The 17,924-nt window shown below is 59.7% G+C and carries 12 protein-coding genes; 5 read left to right on the forward strand and 7 right to left on the reverse strand.

Going from position 1 to position 17,924, the window contains the following annotated elements; translation table 11 throughout:
- Window positions 1–47: 47 nt before the first annotated feature.
- Window positions 48–812, forward strand: coding sequence for a methyl-accepting chemotaxis protein (locus ACP3TY_RS23725; RefSeq protein WP_371262350.1), 765 nt, complete (start codon window positions 48–50; stop codon window positions 810–812).
- A gap of 85 nt (window positions 813–897) precedes the next feature.
- Here ACP3TY_RS23725 and ACP3TY_RS23730 read toward each other — a convergent pair whose 3' ends face one another.
- From ACP3TY_RS23730 to ACP3TY_RS23750, 5 genes are all read right to left on the reverse strand, one after another.
- Complete coding sequence (locus ACP3TY_RS23730) at window positions 898–1,500, reverse strand: DUF924 family protein (protein ID WP_426618621.1); 603 nt, start codon at window positions 1,498–1,500, stop codon at window positions 898–900.
- A 3-nt stretch (window positions 1,501–1,503) separates the two neighbouring features.
- Window positions 1,504–2,514, reverse strand: a complete 1,011-nt coding sequence (locus tag ACP3TY_RS23735) for a class 1 fructose-bisphosphatase (RefSeq protein WP_007909265.1) — start codon at window positions 2,512–2,514, stop codon at window positions 1,504–1,506.
- Window positions 2,515–2,840: 326 nt separating this feature from the next.
- A complete protein-coding gene (locus ACP3TY_RS23740) occupies window positions 2,841–4,205 on the reverse strand; it encodes a DUF3999 domain-containing protein (protein WP_426618622.1) in 1,365 nt (454 codons plus the stop codon).
- On the reverse strand, window positions 4,202–7,786 hold the full coding sequence (locus ACP3TY_RS23745) for a DUF2339 domain-containing protein (RefSeq protein WP_426618623.1): 3,585 nt from the start codon (window positions 7,784–7,786) through the stop codon (window positions 4,202–4,204). The genes ACP3TY_RS23740 and ACP3TY_RS23745 overlap by 4 nt, the downstream gene beginning before the upstream one ends.
- Window positions 7,787–7,952: 166 nt before the next feature.
- A complete protein-coding gene (locus tag ACP3TY_RS23750) occupies window positions 7,953–10,403 on the reverse strand; it encodes a glycogen/starch/alpha-glucan phosphorylase (RefSeq protein WP_212549948.1) in 2,451 nt (816 codons plus the stop codon).
- Window positions 10,404–10,662: 259 nt separating this feature from the next.
- Between ACP3TY_RS23750 and ACP3TY_RS23755 the strand changes: the two genes are divergently transcribed.
- The gene (locus ACP3TY_RS23755; protein WP_008080573.1) at window positions 10,663–11,100 is read left to right on the forward strand and encodes a YkgJ family cysteine cluster protein; all 438 of its coding nucleotides are present in this window, start codon (window positions 10,663–10,665) and stop codon (window positions 11,098–11,100) included.
- Window positions 11,101–11,294: 194 nt separating this feature from the next.
- Here ACP3TY_RS23755 and typA read toward each other — a convergent pair whose 3' ends face one another.
- Both typA and thiI read right to left on the reverse strand, forming a co-directional pair.
- Window positions 11,295–13,115: a translational GTPase TypA gene (gene typA, locus ACP3TY_RS23760; RefSeq protein ID WP_053116604.1), complete on the reverse strand. Its 1,821-nt coding sequence runs from the start codon at window positions 13,113–13,115 to the stop codon at window positions 11,295–11,297.
- 139 nt (window positions 13,116–13,254) lie between these two features.
- Complete coding sequence (thiI, locus tag ACP3TY_RS23765) at window positions 13,255–14,709, reverse strand: tRNA uracil 4-sulfurtransferase ThiI (protein WP_426618624.1); 1,455 nt, start codon at window positions 14,707–14,709, stop codon at window positions 13,255–13,257.
- A 328-nt stretch (window positions 14,710–15,037) separates the two neighbouring features.
- Here thiI and glnA point away from each other — a divergent pair, with 328 nt between their 5' ends.
- From glnA to ACP3TY_RS23780, 3 genes are all read left to right on the forward strand, one after another.
- Entirely contained in the window at window positions 15,038–16,444 is a 1,407-nt protein-coding gene (gene glnA, locus ACP3TY_RS23770) for a type I glutamate--ammonia ligase (protein ID WP_008080570.1), read from the forward strand.
- A 232-nt stretch (window positions 16,445–16,676) separates the two neighbouring features.
- On the forward strand, window positions 16,677–17,189 hold the full coding sequence (locus tag ACP3TY_RS23775) for a DUF4124 domain-containing protein (RefSeq protein WP_426618625.1): 513 nt from the start codon (window positions 16,677–16,679) through the stop codon (window positions 17,187–17,189).
- A complete protein-coding gene (locus tag ACP3TY_RS23780; protein ID WP_426618626.1) occupies window positions 17,186–17,809 on the forward strand; it encodes a DUF4124 domain-containing protein in 624 nt (207 codons plus the stop codon). The genes ACP3TY_RS23775 and ACP3TY_RS23780 overlap by 4 nt, the downstream gene beginning before the upstream one ends.
- The last annotated feature ends 115 nt before the right edge of the window (window positions 17,810–17,924 follow it).

A 17,924-nucleotide genomic window follows, 5' to 3' on the forward strand; every position in this document is an offset into this window, starting at 1 on the left:
AGGTCAACGAAGTCGCCCTGCGCGTAGTCGCGGCGTCGAACTCGTCGATGTACAACTCGGATCAGCAAGCCACCCGCACCAACAGCGTCGCCGCCGCGATCAATCAGCTCGGCGCCGCCGCGCAGGAAATCGCCCAGAACGCCGCCCTCGCCTCGCAGCATTCGAGCGATGCGCGCAGCCTCGCGGTGGATGGTCAGCAGGTTGTGGATAAAACCATTTCTGCCATGCAACAGCTGTCGGCGAAGATAAGCGACTCCTGCGGCAACATCGAAACCCTGAACGCCAACACGGTGAACATCGGCCAGATTCTCGAAGTGATCACCAGCATTTCCCAACAGACCAACCTGCTCGCGCTCAACGCTGCGATCGAAGCAGCGCGTGCCGGTGAGGCCGGGCGTGGTTTCGCCGTGGTTGCCGATGAAGTGCGCAATCTGGCGCACCGCACTCAGGACTCGGCGCAGCAAGTGCAGAAGATGATCGAAGAACTGCAGGTCGGCGCACGTCAGGCGGTCAGCATCATGACCGAGAGCCAGCGCGAGAGCGAAAGCAGCGTCGGCATCGCCAACCAGGCCGGCGAGCGCTTGGGCAGCGTGACTCAGCGTATCGGCGAGATTGACGGGATGAACCAGTCGGTGGCCACGGCGACTGAAGAGCAGACGGCGGTGGTCGAGTCGATCAATGTCGATATCAACGAGATCAACACGCTGAATCAGGAAGGTGTGGAGAACTTGCAGGCGACGTTGCGGGCTTGCTCGGATCTGGAGCAGCAGGCGGCGCGGTTGAAGCAGTTGGTGGGTAGTTTCCGCATTTAAGGATCAAAAGATCGCAGCCTGCGGCAGCTCCTACATAGATCGAGTTCACTGTAGGAGCTGCCGTAGGCTGCGATCTTTTTTGGGATCAGAACCGCGAACCCGGTTCGGAAAGAAACACCAATTCCTCCACCGTAGACTCCCGCCCCAACACCGCATTGCGATGCGGAAACCGGCCAAACCGCGCGATCACTTTCTGATGCCGTTCGGCATAATCCAGATTATCGGCAAACACCGCGCGCTGCGCTTCCGGCTGTTCAGCCACCAGTTCGATAAACCGGGAGACCGCCTCGTTCTGCACCGCGAGGTTTTCGCAGTGTTCGAACACCAGATAAATAAACACACGCTGGATCGGCTTCAACTGCCGATCAAAATCCGCCGCAATGCCTTGGGCGACGAGTTTCTGCGCGCGCAGATCACCGGAAAACGCTTTGGGGGTGTCGCGAAAAATCATTCGCGGCAGTTGATCGAGCAGGAGCACCAGCGCCAGCCAACCTTCGGGACGTTGCGTCCACTCGGTCAATTCGCCGGCCAGGGCCTGATCGACAAAGACCCCGAAACGCGTCTGCGCTTCGAGGTCTTGGCTGTCTCGCTTACCGAACCACAACTTGCCCTTGTCAGCCGAAATGTCGTCCGGGGATTCGGCATGTCCGAACCACCAATCGAGCAACGGCTGCCAGGGCGCGGTCATGGTTTATTCCTTGTGGTAAGCCGTAGCGCGGGCGACTTCTTCTTTCGAGCCGAGGAACACCGCTACGCGCTGGTGCAGGCCTTCTGGCTGGATGTCGAGGATGCGCTGGTGACCGTCGGTGGACGCGCCGCCCGCTTGTTCCACGAGGAACGACATCGGGTTGGCTTCGTACATCAGACGCAGTTTGCCTGGCTTGGATGGCTCACGGCTGTCGCGCGGGTACATGAACAGACCGCCACGGGTCAGGATGCGGTGTACGTCGGCAACCATCGCCGCGACCCAACGCATGTTGTAGTTCTTTTTCAGCGGACCTTCTTCACCGGCCAGCAACTCGCCAACGTAACGTTGTACCGGGGCTTCCCAGTGACGCTGGTTGGACATGTTGATGGCGAATTCCTGGGTCGATTCAGGAATGGTGATGTCTTCGTGAGTGAGCACGAAGCTGCCCATTTCGCGATCCAGGGTGAAGCCTTTAACGCCGTCGCCGAGGGTCAGCACCAGCATGGTTTGCGGGCCGTAGATCGCGTAACCGGCGGCAACTTGCTGAGTGCCTGGCTGCAGGAACGCTTTCTCGTTCAGCGGCTCGTTCTGGCTCAGGTATTCGTTCGGGCAACGCAGTACCGAGAAGATGGTGCCGACCGGGGCGTTGATGTCGATGTTCGACGAGCCGTCCAGTGGGTCGAATACCAGCAGGTACGCGCCTTTCGGGTATTTACCCGGGATCTGGTAGGCATTGTCCATTTCTTCGGACGCCATGCCGGCCAGGTGACCGCCCCATTCGTTGGCTTCGAGCAGGATCTCGTTGGAGATCACGTCGAGTTTCTTCTGCACTTCGCCTTGGACGTTTTCAGTGCCCATGCTGCCCAGAACACCACCCAGGGCGCCTTTGGACACGGCGTGGCTGATTTCTTTGCAAGCACGCGCGACCACTTCGATCAGGAAACGCAGATCGGCAGGAGTGTTATTGCTGCGGGTCTGCTCAATCAAATAGCGACTCAGGGTAACGCGGGACATGGACGGCTCCGGTGGAATGGGGGGCTAAAAACCCGCGCAGTTTACAGGGAGTCTGAAACCGTAGCGAGCGAAGACGCCCGGTAACGTGCGTTGGGGTGTAATTGCCTGCATGAGACGTGATTGTCGGTGGAGAGTTCAGGTAGCGGATTTAGCGTAGTCCGAAATCGGGCGAAGGCTGCGCGGTTTGGGATATGTATTGATTGAGAGACCGCTTTCGCGAGCAGGCTCGCTCCCACAGGGGATTTGAGTGAACACGCAATTGGTGTCCACTGCAGTCCACTGTGGGAGCTAGCCTGCTAGCGAATGGCGCGCAGCGCCAGCCATTCTCAGGAATTGGCAGGAGGCTTGCGCAGTAAGCTAATCGCCATCGCCCCAAGGAACACCACACTCAGCAACAACACCGCCCACAACCCGATCTTCTTCCAATTGGTCTCCGCCACCGCCGCCGTCGTGGCCGTCGAAGTCTGCGTCGCCACCACTTCCCCCTGCACCGCAGCCTTACCCAGCCCCGCCAACTTCTCCGGTTTGAAATCCGGAATCAGCGTCGCCAACGGCAGATTCGCTGTTTTCACCGTCGCATTGCCCACCGCCAGACTGTACGGCCCCTCGCCCCGCGCAAGGAAAATCACCTGGGTCGCGCGCACTGCATATTTCAGGCTCGGCGCCTGCTCACCCAGACCACCGCCGCGCTCATCCACCGTCAACTTCAACTGCTGCACGGTTTGCCCGTAGAGCTGCAATTCATTCTGCACCACGTCCTGGCCATTCTGCGTCAGGCGATACAGCAAACCGTTGCTCACTTCCTGCCACGGCAAGCTGCTTTCGCGGCGCCCGGCCAATGTCACCGGCGCCAGACTGTTCGGTTGTTTCAGCTCGACCTGCACGCGCTCGACGTTCAGCCCCATGGGCAACTGCCAGCTGTACTCGCCAGCCTTGGTGCTGCTGCCAGACAACGCTTGCGACCAGACCAACGGCAGCGGAACGTTGCGCGGATCGCTGCTTTTCAACTGTGCCGAGGTGATGGTCGGCGCCGAACTCGGCGAATCCCACAACAGGCGCAAATAGCGCGCGGATTGCCCCGGCAACGTCACTTCGTGCTGCTCGATGCGCTCATCGGAAAACGTCAGGCGCGCGACCTGGCCTTCGCCCCACGGCTGCCAGTGCTGCAAGTCATCACTGGCTTCGATGCTGAAACGCTGAAAGCCATCGCGCTCGCTGGTCCAGTCGAGGATCAATTGCTGCAACGGCGCCTTGATCGCGCTGGCATCGAGCAGCCAACCGCGCAGCACTTCCTCGCCCGCCTCCAGCTGACTCGACGGCTGCACTTCGACCAGTGTGCCGTTGGTGGTCGACTGCACGCGCACGTTCGGCACGTGTTCATTCGAATCGGCGGCGTTGTACAGCGGAAACCACTTCACCTCGTGCAACTGTCCATCGTCGCGGGTCTGCGCCGATTCGCGCGCCAAGGCGTACGCCTGCGCTTCGCCGGCGGCGTTGAACACGCGCAGGTCACTGAGATCGGTCTGGCGCGCCTGCAATTGCACATTCAGTGGCAGTTCGAGGCGATACCACGGCCCGTCGCCGCTGACCGACAGCGGCACCTGCGTGGCGAAGTCCGCCGGTTTTTCCTGGGCGCCGGCAGCCATCACCACGCCCAACGCCAACCAACCCAGATTCAGCATGCGACTCAAGATGAAACTCCTTCGGTGTCCGGGGCCGGTTTGTCCGCCGCCGGGTCAGCGTCGACGCGTTTGGGCGGCAGCGGTGCGAAATAGCCGACCACCAGCAGCAACACGCCCACGCCGATAAACGAGACGATCCGGGCGAGGCCGCCACGGTTGCTCAATTCGACAAAAATCAGTTTGGCCACGACCAGCGCAATCAGCGCCGCGCCGATCAGCCACACTTCGCGACGATGACGCAGATGCCCGCCGATCATCAGCCCCAGCGCCATCAGCGTCCAGACGATGGACAAGCCCGCCTGCACCAGCATCGAAGCGAGCAGCGTATCCAGCTCAAACGGAATCCCCGCCCAATGGTGCGCGGCGCGGGTGACCAACGCCGTGCAGAAGGCGAACAGCGAAACCCCGGCGATCAATTGCGTCGCGTATTCGGCGTAGTCCTGACGAATCGACAGCTGCGAAACCGCGCTGCGCGACCACACATAAACGCCGAACAGCGCGAACAGCAAACCCAACTCCAACGGGTTGAGCAGCGGCACGTACGGCAACGGTTCGGCATTGCCATCGCTGACGCCATTCGCCAGCCAGAACCACGCGAGCATCAGCACCGCCAACGGCGCAGCGGCGTACAAGCGGTACTCGCGGGCAAACACTGCGACCGGCCACGGCCAATTGCGCGGTGCCGCCGCCATCAACAGATACAGGCTCGGCAGAATCGCCCAGCCCAACCAGCGCCAGGCGTTGTATTGCTCGGACAACAACAGCAGGCCGTAGCGCAATTCCAGCGCCAGCACGCCGATCAATAGCCAGCAGCCGAGCACATGCGCGGTGCTCAAAGCGCGCGCCGGCAACATCGGCGCCAAGCGGCGCAGACTGAAGAAATGCACGGCGAACACTGCCGCCCACGCCAGCCAACCGAAATCGGCCGCCGGGTGATAACGCGAATGCCAGGCAGCGAGCAACACCAGCCCCGCCGCCGGAATCAGCAAGGTGCAAAGCAAACCCAGCGCCGGCCATTTCAGGCGCAGCGACAACACCGTCCACAACGCCACGCTCACCGCTGCAACCGACAGCAGCAACGTGCCTTGCAGATTCGGCGTAGCAAAACGCAGCACTTCACTGACCCACGCCAGCGCCCACCAACCCGCGCCCCAAACCAGCAAAACTTCGGACAAACGCTGCAAACTCAACGCATCGAACGCGGAAGCGTGATTGCCCAGTTGCAGGCGCCACGCACCGATCATCGCGGCCAGCCCCAGCACCAGCGGCGTCCAGAATCCGCCGTGGGCCAGCGGTTTCAGTCCTTCGCTGGACAGCGGCCCGAGCAGTTCCGGGCCTGCGAACAGAAACGCCGCGCCACCCATCAACTGCAATAAAAGACCGAAGACAAAACTCACGCGCTGCTTGAGGTACAGGCTCAGCCAGATGATCAACAAACCACTCGCGGCCCACACCGCGCTCGCGGTTTGCCACGGCAGCACGAACAGCACCGCCAGATTGATCAGCACCAGACCGGCCAACAACACCACCGACAAACCACGCAGCAGGCGCACATCGCTACGCACCATTTCATCGCGAGCCGCCAACAGCATGCCGGCGATCAACGCCAGACCAATCAGCGAAGCACTGAGCAAACCGCTCCAACCGGCGCTGAACACCGCCGCTGAATCCTCGCCCGCGCCTTGCAGACGCAAGAGGAACAAAGCGCCGCCGAGCAACTGCACAGCAAACGCGGTGAACAGGAACGTGCGCGACTGAATCCGCAGGCCGACGAACAACGTCACCAACCCGGCCAGCGCCCAACTGATCGCCGTGCCCTGCGTGAAGAAAAACAGCGGCGCCAGCAGGTAGAGGAAGGTCAGGCCCAGACAGGCCAACACTGGCAGGCCTTGGCGTTCCCATGGCGAAATCTGCTCCGCCGAGGCCTTGCGCAGTTGATAAAAGCTGAACAGCAAAGCGCTGCCGAGCATCAACGCGCCGAGCGGTGCACCGTCGAGCAGGCTGCTTTCGCCAACCCGCAATTGACTGAGAAACGCCAACGCCGAGCCCAGTTGCAGCAGCAACGCGAACGCCCGCGCGAACGGTCGATGCTGACGCAGACCGAGCCAGAAAATCCCCGCACCTTCCACGGCCCACGCCGCCGAAGTCCAGCGCGCATCCAGCCCCAGCGGAATCGCCAGACTGGCGAAAATCACCCCGAGCGCCAGACAGGTTTCGCCCAGCAACGCCGCGCGGCCACCCATCAACACCTTGGCCAGCGCCATGTAAATCACGCCGAGTGCCAGCGCGCTGAACGCGGCGGCGAACTCCAGATGCTGCACCAACGCAAACTGCAAACCGAAACCAATGATCGGCGGGCCGAACAGCATCGTCCCGTCGACGTAATCGCCCTTGCGCGCCGACCAGTGCAGCAAGGCATCACGGTCGCCGTCCGCCGGGGCATCGGGCATGTCGAGCAATTTGCGTCGGGCAAACAACAGGCCGATGCCGAGGTACATCAGGAAGAACAGAATCAGAAACGGCTCGGTGCTCCACAACAGCTCGGGCGCATACGAACGCAAGCCCCAGGCGAAACCGATGCCGAAGGTGCCGACGAAGCCGATCAGGTTGAGCAGACGCCAGGCCTTGAACCAGGCGATGGCGAGAATGCCGGCGTTGAGCAACGCGAAATAACTGAACAGAGCGACGTGGCTGCCGGCCCCGGTCGAGGTCAGGATCGGCGCGGCGAAACCGCCCAATGCGGCTGCGGCAGCCAGGCCCAGCGCATCCTGGGTGATCGCCAGAATCGCCGAGAACACCGTGACCGCGACCAGCAATCCAAGCGCGGCAGAAGGATCGAGCAGCGGATGCAGACGCATCGCCGCAAATACCGTCAGGTACAACACCGCGATCCCGGTGCCTTGCAGCATCAATGCGTAATTACTGTTGCGATTGCGTAGCCACCAGCCCAGCGCGAGCAAGCCCAGCGCGGCGGCTGCGACACCGGCGTAACGCAACTCGATCGGCACGACCATGCCTTCGGTGGCGTAACGCAGCAGGAACGCCAGACCGAAAAACAACAACACCACGCCGACGCGCAGCACGGTGTTACCGCCGAACAGCCAATTGCGCGCAGCACTGATGCCGCGCTCGATAAGGTTCGGGCCACGGGGTTCGGCGGGTTTTTGTGGTTCAGGAGTAACGGCGTCGAGATTCCAGACATCGGCAGGCAGCGGTTGGCTGGTTTCGCTGGCGACGGCGGAAATCGGTTCGAGTTCGGGGGGCAACTCCCAGACCAGTTCCGGTGCGGGGGCTTCTTCGACGGTTTTGGCGGGTTCTGCGACGGTCTCGGTTACCGGTGCTGCACTCGGTGGCGGGGCGGCACGAACCGGCGCACCTTCTAGCAAAAATAGCCGCTGCTCCACGCCCTGCAGCGCGACCTTCGCCTGTTCAAGTTGCTGCTGTTGCTCAGCCGCTTGCGAGCCAAGCCGAGCAATGCGCAGCGTCTGCCCGATCACCAGCCCCAGCAACGCGCCCAACAGCGCATCACTGAACGACTCGTCGAGCAGCCAGCCGAGCACCAGCCCGATCAACATGAACATCCATTGCATGGTCGATATCCCTAAGCAGCCCCAAGACGGGGCGAGTCCGGCGATTGCTTCAGTCTAGGCACAAACCCTGTGGGAGCGGTGTTGACTAGAGCAGCCGGTAACCGGCGCTCAGTATATCGATGCGGCCCAACAAACGTTGGGACTTGCGTAGATTTGTTGCGGAAAGTTACTCCAGCGCTTTCCAGATCTCCGTGGCGTACTCACGAATCGTCCGGTCTGACGAGAACCAGCCCATCCGCGCCGTGTTGAGCACCGCCGAACGCCACCAGTTGTTGCTGTCGTGCCAGTGCGCTTCAACGCGTTTCTGCGCTTCCCAGTACGAGTCGAAATCAGCGCAGACCAGAAAGCGGTCGTAATCCACCAGCGAGTCGATCAACCCGGTGTAGCGCGAAGTATCGTCTGGCGAGAACACCCCACTGCGGATCGCTTGCAACACATCGTTCAAACGATGCGACGCGGCGATGTCCGGCAAGGCGCTGAACTCGTGGTTCTGTTTACGCGCTTCCACCTGCTGCGCGCTGAGACCAAAGATAAACATGTGCTCGGCCCCGATGCGCTCGCACATTTCCACGTTGGCGCCGTCCAGCGTGCCGATAGTCAGCGCGCCGTTGAGGCCGAACTTCATGTTGCTGGTGCCCGACGCCTCGAAACCTGCAGTGGAGATCTGCTCGGACAAGTCCGCCGCCGGAATAATGCTCTCCGCCAGACTGACGTTGTAGTTGGGCAGGAACACCACTTTCAGCAGGCCACGCACCGTCGGATCGTTATTCACTACCCGGGCGATGTCGTTGGTCAGTTTGATGATCAGTTTGGCCTGGTGATAACTCGCCGCCGCTTTACCGGCGAAGATTTTCACCCGTGGCACCCAGTCGACTTCCGGCTCGGCGCGAATCGCCTGATACAACGCCACGGTGTGCAGCAGGTTGAGCAACTGGCGTTTGTATTCGTGGATCCGTTTGACCTGCACGTCGAACATCGCCGCCGGATTGACGGCAATGCCCAAGCGTTCATGAATCAGATAAGCCAGCGCTTTTTTGCTGTGCAGGCGCTGTTCGGCGAAAGCTTTGCGGAACGCGGGCTTCTCGGCGAACGGTTCAAGATCGAGCAAGCGCTCTTCCGCGTTATCCAGCAGATCCGGGCCCAATGCGTCGACCAGCATCGAAGTCAGTTCCGAGTTGGCCTGATACAGCCAGCGGCGGAAAGTAATGCCGTTGGTTTTGTTGTTGATCCGCTCCGGGTAGAGCTTGTGCAGTTCGGCGAACACGGTTTTACGCATCAGCTGCGTGTGCAATCCGGATACACCGTTGACGCTGTGCGAACCGAGGAACGCGAGGTTGCCCATGCGCACGCGGCGACCGTTGTCTTCTTCGATCAGCGACACGGCGCGGAGCACGTCGAAATCGTGAATGCCTTTGGCGCGCAGCGAATCGATGTGCTGGGCGTTGATCAGGTAAATGATCTGCATGTGCCGGGGCAGCATGCGTTCCATCAGGCCCACCGGCCAGGTTTCCAGCGCTTCCGGCAGCAGCGTGTGGTTGGTGTACGACAGCGTATCGACCGTCACTTGCCACGCCGCGTCCCACGCCACGTCGTAGACGTCGACCAGTTGTCGCATCAGTTCGGCGACGGCAATCGAAGGGTGGGTGTCGTTGAGCTGGATCGCGGCGTGATCACCCAGGGTCAGCACCGAGGTGTGCATGTTGCGATGGCGGCGCAGCAGATCCTGCAGCGAGGCGGCGACGAAGAAGTATTCCTGACGCAGGCGCAGCTCTTGCCCTGCTTCGGTGCTGTCTGCCGGGTAGAGCACGCGCGAGATACTTTCGGCGCGAGCAACCTCGGCGACGGCGCCCAAGTGGTCACCGGCGTTGAAGCGCTCAAGGTGCAAATCTTCCATGGCGCGGGCACGCCACAGGCGCAGCGTATTAACGCTTGCCCCGCGCCAGCCGACCACCGGCGTGTCGTAAGCGATCGCGCGGACAGTTTCTGCCGGCGACCAGACTTGTTTGGATTTGCCGCTGACGTCGGTGACGGTTTCAACGCTGCCGCCGAAGCCGATGGAGTAGACGACCTCTGGCCGCTCGAACTCCCACGGGTTACCGAAATCCAGCCAGTGCTCGGTCTGCTCCTGTTGCCAGCCGTCGACGATGGCCTGGCGGAACAAACCGTGTTCATAACGAATGCCGTAACCGTGGCCGGCGATGCCGAGGGTCGACATGCTTTCCATAAAGCACGCTGCGAGACGACCGAGGCCGCCGTTACCGAGCGCGGCATCGGGCTCCAGCAAGCGGATGCGTTCGAGGTCGACACCGAGTTCGGTCAGCGCTTCACGGGCAACGTCGAGCAGGCCGAGGTTGCTCAGGCTGTCGTAGAGCAAACGGCCGATGAGGAACTCCAGCGAGAGGTAATACACCCGCTTCTGGCCTTTGCGGTAGATCTGCCGGGTGTGATCCATCCAGTGCTCGACCATGTGATCGCGCGCAGCCAAAGCGATGGCTTCGAACCAGTCATGGTCGAAGGCGTGATCAGGGTCTTTGCCCACCGCGTAGGTGAGTTTGGTCAGGACGGCATCGCGGAATGCGGCCACCTCTGCTTCGCGAACTAGTGGTTCTTGAGTCATCAATGGGACCTCGAGCGAGCGGGAATTGTCTGAGCCTAGACGGTCTGACCGACGGTGAGGGCTCTGGTTCGGCAGTATTTCCTGAGACGGTGAGATGGCCCGGCATAACCCTGGCGGCTGGGCTAATGAATGCAGGGGCCGTGCCGAATTGTCCGGCAATGTGCCTGCATCGAGAAAAAATCTGGCGAAAGGTTGTTCAAAAATCCACCAGTCCCGGTATGATCGCGCGCCCTGATGCACACACGCCTGGTAACTCCCGATGATGAAGCCCAACCTGATTGCCGCCGCCGAGATCGATCGTCTCGATACGTGGGCAAAATATTCAGCCCCGATGTGCGGTTCCTGCATATCCAGCTGCTGCACGCTGCCGGTTGAGGTGAAGATCAAGGATCTGGTGCGCATCGGTGTGGTCGACGAGTTCGAACTCGGTGACCCGCCGAAGAACATCGCCAAGCGTTTGCAGAAGGAAGGCCTGGTTGAACGCTTCAATCAGAAGTCCGGCATCTTCACCCTGCAGCGCATGAGCAACAACGATTGCTACTACCTGGATCGTAAGAGCCGCCTGTGCACCATTTATGACAAGCGGCCGGATACCTGCCGCAATCACCCGAAGATCGGGCCACGTCCGGGGTATTGCGCGTACAAGCCGAAGGAAGTGGTGCGCGAGCAGAATTTCCGCGCGATCGAGAAGTTTTGATCTGACCTGAGATTTTCGGCGGCTGATCGGCCGCCTTCGCGAGCAAGCTTTGCTCCTACAAAGGCGAATCGTGCCGCGTAGGAGCAAAGCTTGCTCGCGAAGGGGCCAGTACAAACACCACACAAATCCCGGACAAACAAAAACGCCCCCGGTCTCGCGACCGGGGGCGTTTTCATTCAGCCTGAACTAATGACTCAGTTCTTGGCTTTCTTGGCAGCGCGGGTACGCTCGCTTTCGTCCAGGATCTTCTTGCGAAGACGGATGGACTTAGGAGTTACTTCGCACAGCTCGTCTTCCTGGATGTATTCCAGAGCCTGTTCCAGAGTGAACTTCACTGGTGGAACCAGAGCGATGGTTTCGTCTTTACCCGAAGCACGCATGTTGTCGAGCTTCTTGCCCTTGGTAGGGTTAACGCCCAGGTCGTTGTCACGGCTGTTCTGACCAACGATTTGACCGTTGTAGATCTCTTGACCGTGTTCTACGAACAGCTTGCCACGAGCCTGCAGGGTTTCCAGCGAGTAGGTCAGTGCCTTACCGGTTTCAACCGAAACCAGAACGCCGTTCTGACGGCCGGACATGTGGCCCGACTTGACGGTGTCGTAACGATCGAAGATCGAGGTCAGGATGCCAGCACCGTTGGTCAGGGTCAGGAACTGGTTACGGAAACCGATCAGACCGCGAGCAGGGATGTTGTATTCCAGACGAACACGGCCCTTACCATCCGGAACCATGTTGGTCAGGTCGCCTTTACGCAGACCCATCTCTTCCATGACCTTGCCCTGCGAATCTTCAGGGATGTCGATGGTCACGTTTTCGAACGGTTCTTGTTTAACGCCGTTCACTTCACGAATGATTACTTCCGGACGGCCCAGGGCCAGCTCGAAGCCTTCGCGACGCATGGTTTCGATCAGTACCGAGAGGTGCAGCTCACCACGGCCGGAAACCTTGAACTTGTCAGCCGAGTCGCCTTCTTCAACGCGCAGAGCAACGTTGTACAGCAGCTCTTTGTCTAGACGATCCTTGATGTTACGGGAGGTCACGAACTTGCCTTCTTTACCGCAGAATGGCGAGTCGTTTACCTGGAAGGTCATCGAAACGGTTGGCTCGTCAACGGTCAGAGGCTTCATCGCCTCAACAGTCAGCGGGTCGCACAGGGTGTCGGAGATGAACAGCGATTCCATACCGCTGATGCAAACGATGTCGCCTGCTGCAGCTTCTTCAACGTCGATACGGTGCAGACCGTGGTGACCCATCAGCTTCAGGATACGACCGTTGCGACGCTTGCCGTCGGCACCGATAGCAACAACCGGGGTGTTCGGCTTGACGCGACCACGAGCGATACGGCCAACGCCGATAACACCCAGGAAGCTGTTGTAGTCCAGTGCGGAGATCTGCATCTGGAACGCGCCTTCACGGTCGACTTTAGGGGCCGGAACGTGATCGACAACCGCTTGGTACAGCGGGGTCATGTCTTCAGCCATGTCGGTGTGATCCAGACCGGCAATGCCGTTCAGGGCCGAGGCGTAAACAACCTGGAAGTCCAGTTGTTCTTCGGAAGCACCGAGGTTGTCGAACAGGTCGAAGATCTGATCCAGAACCCAGTCCGGACGCGCGCCTGGACGGTCAACCTTGTTGATGACCACGATTGGACGCAGGCCGGCTTCGAAAGCCTTCTTGGTCACGAAACGGGTTTGCGGCATAGGGCCGTCTTGAGCGTCAACCAGCAGCAGAACGGAGTCAACCATCGACATTACGCGTTCAACTTCGCCGCCGAAGTCGGCGTGGCCCGGGGTGTCCACGATGTTGATGTGGTAGCCGTTCCAGTTGATGGCGGTGTTTTTCGCCAGAATGGTAATACCGCGCTCTTTTTCCTGGTCGTTGGAGTCCATCACGCGCTCGTCGTTGAGCTCGTTGCGCTCCAGAGTGCCGGATTGACGCAGGAGTTTGTCTACCAGGGTGGTTTTACCATGGTCAACGTGGGCAATGATGGCGATGTTACGTAGATTTTCGATCACTTGTGTATCTCGATCAGAGGATTCGGTTTGCTGACAAGTCTTGGCAGCGATTAGCAGTAGTGTCCGGCATGGCCGTTACAGCTTGACGGCGGTGTCGGGGGGCCGGTGACGCAGGCCACAGGCAAACAGCCCCGGGCACTTAGCTCGGTCGATAAACGCGCACATTGGCATGCCCCTCACTGAGCAAATGGTGAGCATGCAGGCGACTCATCACGCCTTTGTCGCAATACAGCAGGTACTGGCGAGTCGGATCCAGCTCCTTGAAACGAGCGTTCACTGCGTAGAACGGCATCGTCTGTACTTCTACGCCAGCGAGTTCCAGCGGCTCATCCTCGGCGGCATCCGGGTGACGGATGTCGATCACGATCTGGCCGGCCAGTGCTTCGCTGACTTCTTCAATCTGTACGTCCTGGCCCAATTCGTCGATCACGCGATCGATCGGCACCAGTTTGGCGTTTTCGAGCGCACGCTCGAGCACCGCCATGTCGAATTCTTTCTCTTCGTGCTCAACGCGACCGCGTTTGGCGGCGGTCTTCGGGTTGACCGAAATGACCCCGCAGTATTCCGGCATGTGCCGGGCGAAATCGGCGGTGCCGATTTCATTGGCCGTGTCGATGATGTCCTGCTTGTGCGCCACGATCAGCGGGCGCAGGACAAGCTTGTCGGTCACGCAGTCGATCACCGACAGGTTCGGCAACGTCTGGCTCGACACCTGGGAGATCGCTTCGCCGGTGACCAGCGCTTCGATCTGCAGGCGGTCAGCGATGTTGGACGCCGCGCGCAACATCATACGCTTCAATACGACGCCCATATGACTGTTATCGACTTTGCCGAGAATTTCGCCGAGAACTTCTTCGAACGGAACACTGACAAATAGCACGCGTTGCGAGCTGCCGTACTTCTTCCAGATGAAATGCGCGACTTCCATAACGCCCAATTCATGGGCGCGACCGCCCAGATTGAAGAAACAGAAGTGGGTCATCAGGCCGCGACGAATGATCTGGTAGGCCGCAACGGTCGAGTCAAAGCCGCCGGACATCAATACCAGCGTCTGCTCCAAGGCGCCGAGCGGGTAACCGCCGATGCCGTTGTGCTGGCTGTGAATCACAAACAACCGTTTGTCGCGAACTTCGATACGGACTTCGATTTCCGGCGATTTCAGGTCAATCCCGGCAGCACCGCACTCACGACGCAGCTTGCTGCCGACGTATTTTTCGACGTCCATCGAGCTGAACGCGTGCTTGCCGGCACGCTTGCAACGCACCGAAAAGATCTTCCCGGCCAGCGCATCGCCGTAGTGCTCTTTGCACTTCTCGGTGATGTCGTCGAAGTCGCCCAGCGGGTACTCGTCGATCTGCAGAAAGTGCGCGATGCCCGGCATGCAGGTCAGGCGCTCACCCATCTCTTTCAAGGCTTTGGCGTCGGTAATGCGGGTGTCCAGCTCGAGATTGTCCCACACACCGTTCACCACCACGGCCGGGTCCAGGTCGCGGAGCACGGTGCGGATGTTCTTGGCCAACTGGCGGATGAATTTCGTCCGGACAGGTCGGCTTTTGATGGTGATCTCGGGGAAGACTTTTACGATTAGTTTCATGAAAACAGCGCGCGAACGGCCAGCCGAAAAAGGGGGGCGCGGATTATAGCGGAAATTGCTCAAGGTTTAACCAGTTAATGTGCAGAAGGTTTTGTCTGCACCAAAACGGGTCATTTTCGATTAAGGACGCTACATTAGGGGGCGAGATTTGCAGCATTAAGACGCTTTGCACCTTAATAAGCGTGAATTTGGGGCAAAAAACCCATGCTGGGGCACTGGCATGCAATTTGCTCCCTTGTGAGGCAGGTTGCCTTGGCAGAGTATTCGCGCCGGCATCACCCACATTTAAGGGCATCCACTACCAAGCCCGAAGCCACCCGGAGGACATATGTCGAAGACGGTTCAACTCATCAAAGATCATGACGTCAAGTGGATTGATCTGCGCTTCACGGACACCAAAGGTACTCAGCACCACGTGACCATGCCGGCTCGCGATGCTTTGGACGACGACTTCTTCGAAGTCGGCAAAATGTTCGACGGCTCCTCCATCGCTGGCTGGAAAGGCATCGAAGCCTCCGACATGATCCTGATGCCGGTTGACGAAACTGCCGTTCTCGACCCGTTCACCGAAGACGCCACCCTGATCCTGGTGTGCGACATCATCGAACCTTCGAGCATGCAAGGCTACGACCGCGACCCACGTGCGATCGCCAAGCGCGCCGAAGAACACCTGAAAGCCACCGGTATCGGTGACACCGTATTCGCCGGTCCAGAGCCAGAATTCTTCATCTTTGACTCGGTGAAATTCAAGTCGGACATTTCCGGCTCGATGTTCAAGATCTACTCCGAGCAAGGTTCGTGGATGTCCGACCAGGACATCGAAGGCGGCAACAAGGGTCACCGTCCAGGCGTCAAAGGCGGCTACTTCCCTGTTCCACCGTTCGACCACGACCACGAAATCCGTACCTCCATGTGCAACGCACTGGAAGAAATGGGCCTGACCGTTGAAGTTCACCACCACGAAGTGGCGACTGCCGGCCAGAACGAAATCGGCGTCAAGTTCAACACCCTGGTGAAGAAAGCCGACGAAACCCAAACCCTCAAGTACGTTGTACACAACGTTGCTGACGCTTACGGCCGCACCGCGACCTTCATGCCGAAGCCACTGTACGGCGACAACGGTTCGGGCATGCACGTACACATGTCGATCTGGAAAGACGGCAAAAACACCTTCGCAGGTGAAGGCTATGCCGGCCTGTCCGATACCGCTCTGTACTTCATCGGCGGCATCATCAAACACGGTAAGGCCCTGAACGGCTTCACCAACCCGGCGACCAACTCGTACAAGCGTCTGGTACCAGGCTTCGAAGCTCCGGTCATGCTGGCCTACTCGGCTCGCAACCGTTCCGCTTCGATCCGTATTCCTTACGTGTCGAGCCCGAAAGCCCGCCGTATCGAAGCCCGCTTCCCGGATCCGGCTGCCAACCCGTACCTGGCCTTCGCAGCACTGCTGATGGCTGGTCTGGACGGTATCCAGAACAAGATCCACCCTGGCGACGCTGCTGACAAAAACCTGTACGACCTGCCGCCTGAAGAGGCGAAAGAGATCCCACAAGTTTGCGGCAGCCTGAAAGAAGCCCTGGAAGAGCTGGACAAGGGCCGCGCGTTCCTGACCAAGGGCGGCGTATTCTCCGACGACTTCATCGACGCTTACATCGCGCTGAAATCGGAAGAAGAAATCAAGGTTCGCACCTTCGTACACCCACTGGAATATGAGCTGTACTACAGCTGCTGATCCGGTAGCGCCGCGTTCCGTGGCGTGAGTGAAAGAGGCCTCCTTCGGGAGGCCTTTTTTATTGCAGATCAAAAGATCGCAGCCTTCGGCAGCTCCTACATCGATCCCTGTAGGAGCTGCCGAAGGCTGCGATCTTTTGACTTTGTTTTTCAATTCCAATTGTTAACAGCTTGGGCCTCTCGCCCACCCTGACCTATGCTGCACCCCATCGCTTTCAATCCCGGTCGATTTCATGGGTCGCACCTTTCTCTACATTCTATTGTTGATCGCCCTGCCCGCCGCCGCGCAGATCTACAAGTACACCGATGCCAACGGCAACACGGTCTACAGCGATCACTCGCCGGACGGCGTACAGGCGCAGCCCGTGGAGTTGCCGCCGCTCAATCGCGTCGAGCCGCAAGCGCCGAGCGCACCCTCTGCGCCCGTCAGCGACAACCGTGAACCTCAGCGCAACGCCTACGACATCCTCGAACTCGCCGGGCTGCCCACCGAAGAAGCCCTGCGCGCGAACAACGGCACCTTCACCGTCAACGTGCTGATCAAGCCACGGCTGCAACCGCCGCATCAATTAAGGCTGGTACTCGATGACGAACCCTACGGCCAGCCAAGCAATGTGCCGATCCTGCAATTGGTCAACGTCGATCGCGGCGAGCATCGCCTCGCCGTGCAGGTCATCGACGGTCAGACGATCATTCAACAGAGCCCGCCAGTCGCCCTCAGCGTACAACGGGTGCACACGCCATGATCCGCACGTGGCTGATCGTCGCGATGGCGCTGGTGACACTGCAGGCCTCAGCCGAGGTGTTCACTTACATTGATTCGCAAGGTAACCGCGTCTACACCGATCAACCGCGCAGCAACGCCAAGCGCGTACCGATCGCGACCAGCAATCGCATGTCCGCCAATCCAACCGCTGCCGCACCGATCACCACCGCAAAAAAATCCCCGGAACAACCACCCTTCCACTACGACATGCTGCGCATTCTGGTGCCCGAACCCGATGCGACGATTCGCAGCAGCGCCGGCGAAATCATCGTCAGCGTCACCAGCGAACCCGGCCTGCAACGTGGTCACCGCTATCGCCTATTACTGGACGGCCAGTCCACCGGCGAACCCGGCCTGAGCCCTGTGTTCCCGCTGAACAACATTGATCGCGGCAGCCACAATCTCTCGGTTGAAATCCTCGATTTGGAGGGCCGCACCGTCGAACGCACCGCCAACCAGCCGTTCCACATGTTGCGCATTTCCCTCGCGCAGAAACGCCAGGTCAAACCCTGCGTCGCCGACGACTACGGCGTACGTCCGGAATGCCCCTTGAAAGACAAACCGCCCGAGCCGAAAAACCCCTTCCTGCGTTTCTTCTAACGCCGCTCAGCTTTGCGCACTATATTGGTGCAATAGCCTGCACCGTACTCACATTCCAACCCATTTTGGTTCGAAACTACCCGCGAGAGCTGGCCCAGTGCCACGTAAACGAGCG

It is taken from the genome of Pseudomonas rustica, from assembly GCF_049959085.1.
Lineage (GTDB): Bacteria > Pseudomonadota > Gammaproteobacteria > Pseudomonadales > Pseudomonadaceae > Aquipseudomonas > Aquipseudomonas rustica.

Excerpts from the sequence above, each read along its gene's own strand:
- thiI (WP_426618624.1), bottom strand. The coding sequence starts at position 14,709 with ATGAAACTAATCGTAAAAGTCTTCCCCGAGATCACCATCAAAAGCCGA.
- ACP3TY_RS23780 (WP_426618626.1), top strand. The coding sequence starts at position 17,186 with ATGATCCGCACGTGGCTGATCGTCGCGATGGCGCTGGTGACACTGCAG.
- ACP3TY_RS23750 (WP_212549948.1), bottom strand. The coding sequence starts at position 10,403 with ATGACTCAAGAACCACTAGTTCGCGAAGCAGAGGTGGCCGCATTCCGC.
- glnA (WP_008080570.1), top strand. The coding sequence starts at position 15,038 with ATGTCGAAGACGGTTCAACTCATCAAAGATCATGACGTCAAGTGGATT.
- ACP3TY_RS23755 (WP_008080573.1), top strand. The coding sequence starts at position 10,663 with ATGATGAAGCCCAACCTGATTGCCGCCGCCGAGATCGATCGTCTCGAT.
- ACP3TY_RS23725 (WP_371262350.1), top strand. The coding sequence starts at position 48 with ATGTACAACTCGGATCAGCAAGCCACCCGCACCAACAGCGTCGCCGCC.
- ACP3TY_RS23730 (WP_426618621.1), bottom strand. The coding sequence starts at position 1,500 with ATGACCGCGCCCTGGCAGCCGTTGCTCGATTGGTGGTTCGGACATGCC.
- ACP3TY_RS23775 (WP_426618625.1), top strand. The coding sequence starts at position 16,677 with ATGGGTCGCACCTTTCTCTACATTCTATTGTTGATCGCCCTGCCCGCC.
- ACP3TY_RS23735 (WP_007909265.1), bottom strand. The coding sequence starts at position 2,514 with ATGTCCCGCGTTACCCTGAGTCGCTATTTGATTGAGCAGACCCGCAGC.
- ACP3TY_RS23745 (WP_426618623.1), bottom strand. The coding sequence starts at position 7,786 with ATGCAATGGATGTTCATGTTGATCGGGCTGGTGCTCGGCTGGCTGCTC.